Source organism: Sanguibacter keddieii DSM 10542 (assembly GCF_000024925.1).
Taxonomy (GTDB): Bacteria; Actinomycetota; Actinomycetes; order Actinomycetales; family Cellulomonadaceae; genus Sanguibacter; species Sanguibacter keddieii.
This window is the reverse complement of record NC_013521.1, coordinates 2,570,264-2,582,521: the sequence shown is the minus strand read 5'-3', so window position 1 is coordinate 2,582,521 and position 12,258 is coordinate 2,570,264. Positions and strand designations below refer to the sequence as shown.

Below are 12,258 nucleotides of genomic sequence, written 5' to 3'. Positions count from 1 at the left end.
CCGCGGTGTCGTCCTGCTGTCCTGTGGCCACCGTGACATTGTGTCTGGTTCCGCCGACACGCGTCGGTCGTGGCACCCTGTGAGGGTGCGCAACAGAGAGTTCTGGGACCTGGTCGACGACGTCTTCGGCCGCGCCTACGGCAGGACGCTGGCCGACGACCAGGTGCTCACGGCCCTGGGCGACCGGACCGCCGCCCAGGCGGTCGAGGCCGGGGTCGAGCCCCGCGTCGTGTGGCACGCGCTCTGCGACGCGATGGACGTCCCCGACGCACGGCGCTGGGGGAGCGACCTCTTCCGGCAGGCGCCACCGGCCCGCTGACGGCGAGGTCGAGAGATGCCGCCGGGCTGCGGGCGCGGTGCACCGAGACGCGTGAGACGCACGGAGACGCACCGACACGCACGGAGGCTCTCGGGACACGCCGGGGCGCGGGTGGATCTTCGAACAGATGTTCGGTTATCGTTGTCCGCAGGGCGCCTCTTCAGATGCGTCGTCCACACGAGGGCTCGTTCCCGGCGCTCGTGTCAGAGGTAGGACGTAGCGTCCTCGTCATACGACAGGCACCACACCGAGCGGGCGACCGCTCTCAGACGGAGAGGCGGCAGACATGCCCGCACCAGCAGATCGCGAGAAGGCGCTCGAGGCCGCGCTCGCGCAGATCGACCGGAACTTCGGCAAGGGCTCGATCATGCGTCTCGGCGAGGACGGCAGGGCGCCCGTCGAGGTGATCCCCACCGGGTCGATCGCCCTCGACATCGCGCTCGGCATCGGCGGGCTGCCCCGCGGCCGCGTCGTCGAGGTCTACGGCCCCGAGTCGAGCGGTAAGACCACCGTCGCGCTGCACGCCGTCGCGAGCGCCCAGCGCAACGGCGGCATCGCCGCCTTCATCGACGCCGAGCACGCCCTCGACCCCGACTACGCCAAGAAGCTCGGCGTGGACACCGACGCCCTCCTCGTCTCGCAGCCGGACACCGGCGAGCAGGCGCTCGAGATCGCGGACATGCTCATCCGGTCGGGTGCGATCGACATCATCGTCATCGACTCCGTCGCCGCGCTCGTGCCCAAGGCCGAGATCGAGGGCGAGATGGGTGACAGCCACGTCGGCCTCCAGGCGCGACTCATGTCGCAGGCGCTGCGCAAGATCACCGGTGCGCTGAGCTCCTCCGGCACCACCGCGATCTTCATCAACCAGCTCCGCGAGAAGATCGGTGTGATGTTCGGCTCGCCCGAGACCACCACCGGTGGCAAGGCTCTGAAGTTCTACGCCTCGGTGCGCCTCGACATCCGTCGGATCGAGACCCTCAAGGAGGGCACCGAGCCGGTCGGTAACCGCACCCGCGTCAAGGTCGTCAAGAACAAGATGGCCCCGCCCTTCAAGCAGGCGGAGTTCGACATCCTCTACGGGCACGGGATCTCCCGCGAGGGTGGCCTCATCGACATGGGTGTCGAGCACGGCTTCGTGCGCAAGTCCGGCTCGTGGTTCACCTACGACGGCGACCAGCTCGGCCAGGGCAAGGAGAACGCCCGGACCTTCCTCAAGGACAACCCCGACCTCGCCAACGAGCTCGAGAAGCGCATCAAGGAGAAGCTCGGCGTCGGCGCGCAGGTCGACGCCCCGGCTACCCCTGCGCCGATCGACGCAGCGCCCGCCAAGGCCGCTGCCAAGGGGAAGAAGAGCGACTCCTGAGTCGCTCGACACGCTCGCAGAGACCGCGGACCGCTCCTGGGGAAGAGGAGGGGACCGCGGTCTCTGCGCCGTCCCGCGTCGAGCAGGTCGAGCGGGCGCGCAACCGGGCGCTCAAGATCCTCACCGCCGCCCCCAAGAGCCGGAGGCAGGTCGAAGAGCGCCTGCTCGCCGCAGGTGACGAGCCCGACGTCGTCACCGAGCTGCTCGACCGCCTCGAGAACGTCGGCCTGCTCGACGACGCCGAGCTCGCGGCCATGATCGTCCGCACGAGGTTCACCGAGCGAGGGCAGAGCCGACGGGCGATCGCCCAAGAGCTCCGGCGCAAGGGCATCGACGACGAGACCGCTGCGCAGGCCCTCGCCCAGGTCGACGAGGACGACGAGACCGAGGCGGCCCTCGACGTCGCTCGGGCCCGGCTGCGCCGGACCAGCTCGCTCGAGCACGCCGTCAGGGTGCGCCGCGCCCTCGGCGCCCTGGGGCGCAAGGGCTACTCGTCTGCCGTCGCGATGCAGGCGATCCGGGCCGCGCTCGCCGAAGAGCCTGCCCGCGACGACGGCCTGGACGCCGGCGTCGAGGACCCCGCGGGCGACACGTCCGCGGATGACACCTGGATGCAGCCCGACGTCGGTCATGATGGAGCACCCGGGTGACCAGCGACGACAGCTGAACGACGGGTCCCAGACACGCAGGAGGATCGACGGTGACCGGTGCAGAGCTCGGGACCCTGCTCGCGCTGCTCGTCACCTGCCTCGTCGCCCTGCTCCTCGTCCAGACGGCCCGCCGCGAGGCGGCCGCCGTCCGGTCCCGTGCCGCAGCAGACGTCGACGAGCTCCGCAACGACACCCGACGCCGTGACGACGAGTCGCGGGTCCGGCTCGACGAGGCCCGGGCCCTCGAGAAGGACCTCTCGTCCCGGCGCGCGCGCCTCGAAGAGGCCGAGGAGCGTCTCCAGGCCCTCGCAGCCCAGGCGGTCGTCGACGCAGCAGGCGCCGCGGCGGAGCGCGGACGGCTCCGCGACGACCTGGTCCGTGAGCTCGAGGAGAGCTCCGGCCTGAGCCGCGAGCAGGCCGTCGCACGGCTCTCCGAGGTGCTGCGTGCCGACGCCGAGCACGAGGCCAGCGGCGCCGTACGACGTGTCGAGGCGGCCGCCCGCCGGACCGCCGACCAGTCTGCCCGTCGGATCGTCGCGACCGCGGTCCAGCGCCTCAGCGTGCCGACCAGCTCGGCTGTCGCGGTCACGATCGTGCCGCTCCCCACGGACGACCTCCGTGGTCGGATCATCGGCCGCGAGGGGCGCAACATCCGGACCTTCGAGGCTGTCACGGGAGTCAACCTGCTGGTCGAGGACGACTCGAGCACGGTCCAGCTCTCGTCCTTCGACGCCGAGCGCCGCGAGGTAGCCCAGGCGACTCTCCAGGCGCTCATCGACGACGGGCGCATCCACCCGCAGCGCATCGAGTCCGCCTACGCGCAGGCTCTCGCCGACGCCCCCGCACGGACCGCTGCCGCCGGCCACGACGCTGCGGAGCGAGCCGGCGTCGCCCGGCTGCCGCACGAGCTCGTCCTCGCCGTCGGCGCGCTACGGCACCGCACCTCCTACGGGCAGAGCGTGCTCGAGCACAGCGTGGAGACGGCGCTCGTCGCAGCGAGCCTGGCGGCCGAGGTCGGTGCTGACGTCGAGACGGCGCGGCGGGCCGCCTTCCTGCACGACGTCGGCAAGGGCGTCAGCGCCTCCGCCGGCGGGTCGCACGCCGCCGCCGGTGCACGCCTGCTGAGCGCGGCGGGCGAGACGCACGCGGTCGTCAACGCCGTCGCCGCGCACCACGACGAGGTCCCCGCCGAGACGGTCGAGGCGGTGCTCGTCCAGGCCGCCGACGCCTGCTCCGCCGCCCGGCCGGGCGCGCGACGCGACGAGCTCGACCGGTACGTCGAGCGCATGGAACGGCTCGAGGGCGTCGCCGTGGCCCACCCCGGGGTCACCCGTGCGCTCGCCCTCGCGAGCGGTCACGAGCTCCGGGTGGTGGTCGAGCCCTCGGCGGTGACCGACGACGACCTCCCGGGCCTCGCCCGAGATATCGCGAAGGACATCGAGGCCGCGCTGAGCTACCCCGGCGAGATCTCGATCACCGTCGTGCGTGAGCTGCGCGCACAGGCGACCGCCGGCTGACGCCACGGCTGCGGTGTGACGGCGGGACCCGGGCCCGACGCCGGGGCAGTCGGTCGACCGCAGGGTCCCCGGGCCGGCAGACGTCACCGCCCAGGGCGCGCGAGCCGTAAACTTGGCCGGATGTCGACGAGAACCCTCCCGCTGGACGCCGGGCACGACCCGCAGCCTGGCCTCCCGCGCGAGACGGCGGACGCCGGGACCCGTACCTACGTCGTCCGGACCCTCGGGTGCCAGATGAACGTCCACGACTCCGAGCACATGTCCGGCATGCTCGAGCAGGCCGGCTACCAGAGGGCGACTGCCGAGGCCGCAGCCCGCGACGAGGCCGACGTGGTCGTCATCAACACCTGCGCGGTCCGTGAGAACGCCGCGACGAGGCTCTACGGCAACCTCGGACAGCTCGCCGGTGCGAAGAAGCGACGTGCCGGCATGCAGATCGCCGTCGGCGGGTGCCTCGCGCAGAAGGACCGCTCGACCATCGTCGAGCGGGCCCCGTGGGTCGACGTCGTGTTCGGGACCCACAACCTCGACGCGCTCCCCGTGCTCCTCGAGCGGGCCCGCCACAACGAGGCCGCCCAGGTCGAGATCGCCGAGTCGCTCCAGGTGTTCCCCTCGACCCTGCCCACCCGCCGCGAGTCGATCTACGCCGGCTGGGTTTCGATCTCCGTCGGGTGCAACAACACGTGCACCTTCTGCATCGTGCCGCACCTGCGCGGCAAGGAGCGCGACCGCCGTCCGGGCCAGGTGCTCGCCGAGGTCGAGGCTCTCGTCGCGCAGGGCGCGGTCGAGGTCACGCTCCTCGGGCAGAACGTCAACAGCTACGGCGTGGAGTTCGGGGACCGCGGGGCCTTCGCGCACCTCCTGCGTGCCTGCGGCCGGATCGACGGTCTCGAGCGGGTGCGCTTCACCTCCCCGCACCCGGCGGCCTTCACCGACGACGTCATCGACGCGATGGCCGAGACGCACAACGTCATGCCGCAGCTGCACATGCCGCTGCAGTCCGGCTCGGACCGGGTCCTGCGCGCCATGCGGCGCTCCTACCGCTCGGACCGGTTCCTCGGCATCCTCGACCGGGTCCGTGCGGCGATCCCGGAGGCGGCCATCACCACCGACCTCATCGTCGGGTTCCCCGGCGAGACGGAGGACGACTTCGCGGAGACGCTCCGGGTGGTCGAGGCCAGCCGCTTCGCCTCGGCCTTCACGTTCCAGTACTCACCACGCCCCGGCACTCCCGCGGCGACCCTCGAGGACCAGCTGCCGAAGGAGGTCGTGCAGGAGCGCTACGAGCGACTCATGGCCCTGCAGGACGCCGTGTCGGCGCGAGAGAGCGCCCGGCAGGTCGGGCGGACCGTCGAGGTCCTCGTCACCGAGGGGGCCGGACGCAAGGACGGCGCCACCCACCGTCTCACCGGTCGCGCCGAGGACAACCGGCTGGTGCACCTCGCGGTCCCGGCGCACCTCTCCGAGCACCTCGCGGGCGGGAGCCCTGTCGAGACCGGGGCTCTCGACCCGCGCCTCGCCGAGACGCTCGACCCCGACGTGCCTCGCCCGGGCGACATGGTGACCGTCCAGGTCACGGGCTCGGCGCCGTACCACCTCGTCGCGGACTCGGCCCTCGCGACCTCCGCGAGCACACCGGTCTACGCCGTGCGACGGACCCGGTCCGGCGACGCCTGGGTGCAGCGCGAGCGCGCCCGTGCAGGGCTCGGGGGAGACAGCCACGACCACGGGAGCGCACCGGCGCAGCCCGGAGCACCCGTGGTGCTCGGGATGCCCGCGCTCCGACGCGGCTGACAGGCCCGACGAGCCCGAGAAGGCCGACGAGGCCGGCAGGACCAGCGGGTCAGTCGTCGTCCGGGCCGTCGTTGTCGTCGAGGTCGTCCATGTCCTCTTGGGACTGCGGCCGCAGCGACGCTGCGACGGAGGAGAACAGCTGCAGCGAGGTGCTCAGGCCGCCGGCGAGGGTCTGGTCGACCTGGTCCTGGGTGGCGCCCAGGCCGAAGTCGACCGAGTGCTCCGTGTACAGCGACAGCGCGCCGTTCTCCCGGCGCACGTAGGCCTTCGGCCAGATGCGGTCCCGGTTCCAGTCGTTGACGATCTGCAGCGTCGCGACACGGTGCGACTCGGCGAGCGGTCGGTGCCAGCGCCCGCGGATCTGGATGATGTCCTTCTCTGCCCCGAGCAGCATGAACCAGAAGCGGTTCCCGTCCCAGGTGCCGGTGATGTCGCCGTCCTCGTCGAGCCTGGACGTGTAGCCGCGCGAGCCGAGGTACGAGGCGATGCGGTCACGGGTGACCGGTGTCGGCACGTCGAGCACGGACGGCCGGCGGGGTGCGGGCGCGTCCGACCTGGCGTCGGGGCGTGCGGTGGTCTCGGGGAGCGCCGAGAGCAGGCGGTCGAGCCACTCGCGGCGCGGTCGGGGCGTCACGGGGCCACCGCCGCGGGGTCGGGGTAGAGACCGTCGAGGGTGTCGAACAGCATCGCGGACGTGCTCAGCCCGCAGGCGAGCAGCCGGTCGAGCTGCTCGTCGGTCGCACCGTGCTCGAGGTCGACGGAGACCTCGGCGTACACCTGGATCATGCCGTTGTCACGCACCCTGAAGTAGGCCTTCGGCCAGATCCGGTCGGTGTTCCAGTCGTTGCAGAAGTCGAGGACCTCCTCGATCCGCTCGATCGTGATCTCCCGGTTCCACTGACCGCGCACCTGGAGGATCTCGGTCTGGGCACCGAAGAGGAGGAAGTAGAACAGCCGCGAGTGCCACAGCCCACCGACGTCACCGTCGGAGTCGACGAAGTAGGAGTAGCCGTAGTCGGTGATCCACTCGATCACCCGTGCTCGCGTCACCGGCGTCACACCCGGCTCGGGGGCGCTGTCCACCAGGGCGCCCAGCTCACGGGCCAGCACCTGCTCGACGTCGATCCTCAGCTGCTCGTCGGAGACCTGTCCCGCGCTGCCGTCGGCTGCACGACCCCCTGCGTCGTCACCACCTGCGGTACCACGGCGGGAGGCGCGGACGCCGGAGTGGTCGTCGGTCCTGCGGTGGCGGCGGTCCTTGAAGAGCCCCATCTGGCAAGCCTACAGGCGGTCGGAGCCCGGGCCACCGCGCCGACGGGACGACAGGGCGCACCTGGTGGTGCTCGCTGCGGTCGAGGGGTGCGGGACGGCAGCGGGGGACCGCCGGAGTACCGTGGAGCCCATGCCTGCGACCGTCGTCCGCCACGTCATGGAGCCCGCCCTGCTCCCGGGAGCGACCGGACGGGCGGACCTGCGGTCGGCAGAGCGCGCCGCGCTCGTCGGCTCCCTCTCCGAGGCGCTCGCCCGCAGCGGTGCGACCGGCTCGAGCCCGGAGGACGGCGGCACCGCTGTGCTCCCTGTGCCCTCTGTCCTGGTCGTGGCCCCGGCCCGTCGGTCGCTCCGGACGACGGACGGGAGGGCCGACCTCGGTGCTCTCGGCCTCGACCGAGCAGCGTTGCCGAGCGGCCTCGACGCCCGGGCCCTCGGGACCGGGTCTCCCGAGACACCGTCCCTCGACGTCGTGGCGGGCGTCGCTGTCACGCTGCTCGCGCTCGCCGGGTGGCACGGACCGGTCGAGACGGTCGAGCGTGGCGGACCGGAGGCGGAGACCGTCGTGCTCGACGACGTGCTGGCGGGCAGGCGACTGGTGCTGGTGGCGCTCGCAGCGCACGACGCGGTGCTGCCAGCGGGCGCCCACCCGGGCCTGGCCGCCGGACAGCAGCAGGTGTGGGCACTGGCCGAGCGCTGGCTCGGCTGAGTCAGCCCGCGAGGCGCCGCACGAGCTCCTGAGCCTCGTCGAGGCGGCCGAGCGCGGTGAGCACCTCGACGAGCTCGCCGACGGTCTCGGCACGGGGTGCCTGGGCCCGTGCGATCGCGAAGCCCTCGGTCGCAGACTCGAGCAGCCAGACAGCCTCCTCGAGCTGCCCGTCCGCGCGGCGGAGCCTCCCGGCGAGCCAGAAGGAGTGCGCCGCGTCCTGCACCATGGACAGGCCCGCGAAGGCCTCGGCGGCCTGCGTGGCCTCGGTGACCGCCTCGTCGGACAGGCCGGCGGCGGCGTGAGCGCGTGCGAGGGTGTCGAGCAGCTGGGCGTGCTCCGCCGCCAGGACTTGCGCCCGGTGCTGGCGAGCGGCGAGCTCCTCCGCCATCGCGCCCTCCGCGCCAGGGTCGACGGCCGCGACGGAACCGCGCGCCGCGTCCGTCTCGCGTCGTGCGGCGCGGACGGCGTCACCGAGCCGCGACCACGAGCCCTCGACCTCGCCGGCCTCGGCGCACGCCCGTGCGTAGGCGCGCACCACGGGTCCGGTGTACTCGACGCCGGTCCCGGCCGCCTCGAGCTGGTCGAGGGCGGACCGGAACGTCCGCACCGCGCCCTCGACGTCACCGAGGGCGCTGCTGAGCGCCGCGGCCTCCGCCAGGGCGAAGCCGGCGGCCTCGGCCTCGCCCGAGGCGACGAACAGGTCCGCCGCCTGGGCGTACAGCCGTGCTGACTCGAGCGGCTCGTCCCGTGCGGCTGCCGACTCGGCGGCCGACACCAGGGCGTCCGGGCCGACGCCGGCACCGGAGGCAGGTGTCGCGGTCTCGCCCGTGCCTCCCGGCAGCGACGTGTCTGCCTGGCCGTGGTCGCCCAGAGCAGGCTGGCTGCCCCCGCCGAGGCCGGGGAGCACGCTGAGGTCGACGTCGAGCTCGCTGTGGTCGCCGGACCAGGCGCGCAGGACCCGGTCCACCGACGCCGTGGTCCCGCCCCGGGCGTCGAAGGCGGTGGCGAGAGCCAGCGCCTCGGCGTGCATCCAGTCGTCGAGGTCGGCGACCGTCGTCGCAGGCACCCCCTCGAAGGACACGCTGCGCCCCGGCTCGCGGCGGCGCAGCACGCTCACACCGGTGCCGGCAGCGCAGAGGTACGCGAGGCGGTCTGCGGGGGTCTCGGCCCGGGTCAGCAGCGTGGACGACGCCGAGAGGAACCTGTGCGCGGCCTCCGTGTTGCCGCTGCGCGCGAGCAGCTGCACGTGGCGGCCGTGGGCGCCGGCCATCTCCCCGCTCGAGGCGAGGGTCTGCAGGCCTCTGCGGTGCGCACGGGCCGCTCCGGCCGCGTCGCCGACCTCGAGGTAGGCGAGCTGCAGCTGGGAGAGCCGGTCGGCCGGCTCGGAGCGGCACGAGGCCTTGGCCTCCTCGGCGGACTCGAGCAGCCGGATGCCCTCCTCGTACCGGCCCTCCTCGAAGAGGTACGCCGTGCGGTCGCCGGGCTCGCACGCCGGGCACTGGGAGAAGTCGTCGCGCTCGGTCGTGACCCACCGGTCGTAGGCGGCGGGGAGCTCGGCGTCGCCGAGCATGTGGTGCCACTGGAACGCGAGGTGGTTGACGGCGCTCAGACCGTTCCCGGCCAGCCGGTACCGGCGTCGCATGTCGTCGAGGGTCGAGGTGATCTGGGTGGCGGAGATGGTCGGGAAGCTCATGAGGTTCCCGACCATCCACTTGAACGACCAGAACAAGGAGTGGACGTCGTGCTCGTCGAAGAGCTCGGGGCGGGCGTCCCACAGCCGCACGGACTGCGTGAACGGCAGGTACGCCTTCTCGACCTCGTCGGAGAACGCGTACGACTCGGTGAGCGCGAACAGCGCGAAGGCGTGGGCCTCCTGGGGCCCCTCGGCGGCGACCTCGCGCACCAGCGACGCCGCCACCTCGTTGCGGGCAGAGCCGAACGGCAGGTCGCGGACGCGCATGATCGCGCCGTTGACGTCGTCGATCGAGCGTGGCATCAGGTGGTCTCGCCTTCGCGGTCGTCGGCGGCCCCGCGGGCCGCGGTCGCGCTGCGCAGGAGCGTCGACAGCGCGTCGTTCATGAGGTCGGTCTCGTGGAGGGGGAGCGGACGTCCCGACTGCAGCAGCGCCGTCACGTAGAGCGCACGCGCACCGGCCTCCCGGACCGCACGGTCCGAGACCCCGAGGACGTCCCGGACCGCGGGGTTCGCGTCGTTGAGGATCAGCCGGCGGCGGTGCGACGGCTGGGAGAACTCGCCGAGGACCCCGCCCCACAGGTCGTCGGCCTCGGAGACCGCGGCCGACACCTCCTGCTCGTGGTCCGCGTCGCGGTCGTCGAGCAGCATGGAGGGGATCTGCGACGGCTCGAAGGTCCGCAGGTCGACGTCGCACCCACCGGCGGCGAGCGAGCCGCGGATGCTCACGAGAGCGTCCGTGGTCTCCAGCGCACGCAGCGGCTCGAGCGGGAGCAGGACCTGCGAGACGTCCGAGGCCGAGACCGGCGTCACCGACCACGACGGACGACGCACCCGGACCCGCTCGAGCAGGTCCGCGTCGTAGACGTACCCGGCGTTCACCACCGGCAGGTCCTGGGCGTGCGCGACGGGCGCGATCCGCCGGTAGCCCTCCACCGTCGGGGTGAAGTGGATCTGACCGTGCCGCTCGTGGATCTCGGCGAGGGTCGCCTGCCCGGTGGTGCACTCGAAGGGCAGCACCTCCACGGCCAGGTCGAGCATGTCGTCGTCGACGAGGGCGAGCGCACGCACCGCGAGGTGGTGCACGGCGAGCAGCCGGGCGGAGCCGGCGTCGCGCATCGCGAGGGTGTCGAGCGTCCACCGTCGGATCGTGGAGCCCAGGGCGTCCCGGGTCGCCAGGAGGATGTCGTCCTCGTAGAGGCCCTCGCGCGACGCCGTGGGGCGTACCGCGGTGGTGTTGACCACGCACCGCACGAAGAACGCCCACGGCGGCAGGAGCTCGTCGACCGAGGTGCCCAGCAGCATGCGCTTGAGGTACACCCGGTGGGCGCTGCTCGTGGTGGGGGAGACGGCGCTCGGCAGGACGTACGCGACGCCGCTGAGACCGGCGACGGGCAGGTCGAGGGGGATGCACGCCAGCGGCGCGAACCCGAGGGCCGACTCGCAGTACTCCCGCAGCGCGAGCTCGCGGGCACGGTCCGTCTCGTACCGGCGCTCCCAGGGGAGATCGGTCTCGCTGAGCGACCTGGTCACGACCGACCCGTCGGGCTGCTCGACCTCCAGGCGCAGGTCCACGGGGAGCAGCGACCCGTAGTCGACCGCGAGGGCCTCGACGGTCGCGGGCTCGAGCCAGTGCTCGAGGTCTCGGCGCGGCGCCAGGCGCACCGTGCTGCCCGCCCGGGCCGGAGCGCGCGGGTCGTCGTCGGCCAGCTCGACGAGCGAGTACCGTCCGTCGGCATACCCCGTCCACCGGATCGCGCGGGCGTCCGGGGTGCGCGACGAGCGGGACACCAGCTCGATCTCGTCGGTCACCATGAAGGCCGAGAGCAGCCCGATGCCGAACTGCCCGAGGAACTGCTCACGGCCGGTGCCGAGCTCGAGGTCTCGCTTCGAGCTGCGTCCGATCGTCGCGAGGAGCTCGGTCGCCTCGGCGAGCGTGAGCCCCACGCCGGAGTCCGAGACCTCCAGGGTCCCTCCGGCGCCGCAGCGCAGCGTCACCGACCCTCGAACCACCTCGGTGTCAGCGACACCGGCGCCACCAGCGGCCTCGTCGACCCGGCGGGCCGGGTCCGACGGGCCCTCCGAGGTCGCAGAGGTCTCGTCGAGCGCGGTGATCGCGTCGGTGGCGTTCTGGAGCAGCTCGCGGAGGTAGACGCGCGGGCTGCTGTAGAGGTGACGGGCGAGGAGGTCGACGATCCCGCCGAGGTCGACCTGGAACGTCTCGCTCATGCGCCCTCTCTCACTCCTCGGGGATGCCGAGGCGCTCGGCCAGGCGCTCGAAGGAGCGCAGACCGGTGAACAGGCCGCAGGAGATGAGCTGGCCCAGCTGGGCGTCGCTCACGCCGTGCTCGAGGTCCGTCGAGACCTCCGCGTAGACGCCGATCTCCTCGTCCTCGGCCCGAACGTAGAGCTTGGGCCAGATGAGGTCACGGTTGTACTCGTTGAGCAGCACCGCGAACTCCGCCTCGCGGGACGCGGGGAAGGAGTGCTTCCAGCGCCCGCGGACCTGCAGGACCTCGTGGGACTCGCCCATGAGGAAGAAGTAGAAGACGTTGTCGTCCCACTGGCCGCCGACGTCGCCGTCAGGGTCGACCCCGTAGTTCCAGCCCTGGTCGGCGAGGAAGGACTCGATGCGCGCGCGGGTGAGCGGTGCGGTGTCGCCCGAGCCGGTGAGAGCCGGAGCGGTCTCCGGCTTGTTGAAGAAACCCATCGTGTCGTGCTCCTGCCAGTGGTGTCGGTCTGTCGTCCTCGCCGCGTCCGTCCGGCAGCAGCGCGCCGGACGGGACCTCGGCGGTCGTGGTCGTAGGCGGCTGCGCGCGCAGACGGGCAACGGCCCCGGTGATCCTGGTTCACCCTAGGTCCAAGCAGCGGCAAGCACCAAGGCACGGCAGCGACAGGCGCCGGGGCGTGACCGACGCCGCCGTCGAGCCTGTACCGTCGCG

At 72.7% G+C, this 12,258-nt stretch carries 11 protein-coding genes; 6 read left to right on the top strand and 5 right to left on the bottom strand.

Annotated elements, in window-relative coordinates:
* Positions 1-85: 85 nt before the first annotated feature.
* The 5 genes from SKED_RS11390 to miaB all read left to right on the top strand — a co-directional run bounded on the left by SKED_RS11390 (position 86) and on the right by miaB (position 5,646).
* On the top strand, positions 86-319 hold the full coding sequence (locus tag SKED_RS11390) for a DUF3046 domain-containing protein (protein ID WP_042438000.1): 234 nt from the start codon (positions 86-88) through the stop codon (positions 317-319).
* A 286-nt stretch (positions 320-605) separates the two neighbouring features.
* Positions 606-1,685, top strand: a complete 1,080-nt coding sequence (gene recA / locus SKED_RS11385; RefSeq protein ID WP_012867304.1) for a recombinase RecA — start codon at positions 606-608, stop codon at positions 1,683-1,685.
* Positions 1,682-2,335 (top strand): regulatory protein RecX, encoded by a 654-nt coding sequence (locus SKED_RS11380; RefSeq protein ID WP_012867303.1) that lies wholly within the window; start codon positions 1,682-1,684, stop codon positions 2,333-2,335. The genes recA and SKED_RS11380 overlap by 4 nt, the downstream gene beginning before the upstream one ends.
* A 50-nt stretch (positions 2,336-2,385) precedes the next feature.
* On the top strand, positions 2,386-3,852 hold the full coding sequence (gene rny, locus SKED_RS11375; RefSeq protein WP_012867302.1) for a ribonuclease Y: 1,467 nt from the start codon (positions 2,386-2,388) through the stop codon (positions 3,850-3,852).
* A gap of 120 nt (positions 3,853-3,972) precedes the next feature.
* A complete protein-coding gene (gene miaB, locus SKED_RS11370) occupies positions 3,973-5,646 on the top strand; it encodes a tRNA (N6-isopentenyl adenosine(37)-C2)-methylthiotransferase MiaB (protein WP_012867301.1) in 1,674 nt (557 codons plus the stop codon).
* Between the two features lie 49 nt (positions 5,647-5,695).
* On the opposite strand, the gene SKED_RS11365 is transcribed toward miaB, so the two are convergent.
* On the bottom strand, positions 5,696-6,280 hold the full coding sequence (locus SKED_RS11365) for a type III secretion system chaperone family protein (RefSeq protein ID WP_012867300.1): 585 nt from the start codon (positions 6,278-6,280) through the stop codon (positions 5,696-5,698).
* Positions 6,277-6,918, bottom strand: a complete 642-nt coding sequence (locus SKED_RS11360; protein ID WP_012867299.1) for a type III secretion system chaperone family protein — start codon at positions 6,916-6,918, stop codon at positions 6,277-6,279. Before SKED_RS11360 ends, SKED_RS11365 begins: the two co-directional genes overlap by 4 nt.
* A gap of 130 nt (positions 6,919-7,048) precedes the next feature.
* Between SKED_RS11360 and SKED_RS11355 the strand changes: the two genes are divergently transcribed.
* Positions 7,049-7,624 (top strand): hypothetical protein, encoded by a 576-nt coding sequence (locus SKED_RS11355; RefSeq protein WP_012867298.1) that lies wholly within the window; start codon positions 7,049-7,051, stop codon positions 7,622-7,624.
* Between the two features lies 1 nt (position 7,625).
* On the opposite strand, the gene SKED_RS11350 is transcribed toward SKED_RS11355, so the two are convergent.
* From SKED_RS11350 to SKED_RS11340, 3 genes are read right to left on the bottom strand one after another with little or no spacing between them, the layout of a single operon-like run.
* Positions 7,626-9,620 (bottom strand): hypothetical protein, encoded by a 1,995-nt coding sequence (locus SKED_RS11350; protein WP_012867297.1) that lies wholly within the window; start codon positions 9,618-9,620, stop codon positions 7,626-7,628.
* A complete protein-coding gene (locus SKED_RS11345) occupies positions 9,620-11,545 on the bottom strand; it encodes an HSP90 family protein (RefSeq protein ID WP_012867296.1) in 1,926 nt (641 codons plus the stop codon). Before SKED_RS11345 ends, SKED_RS11350 begins: the two co-directional genes overlap by 1 nt.
* A 10-nt stretch (positions 11,546-11,555) precedes the next feature.
* Complete coding sequence (locus SKED_RS11340; protein WP_012867295.1) at positions 11,556-12,026, bottom strand: type III secretion system chaperone family protein; 471 nt, start codon at positions 12,024-12,026, stop codon at positions 11,556-11,558.
* Positions 12,027-12,258: the final 232 nt, after the last annotated feature.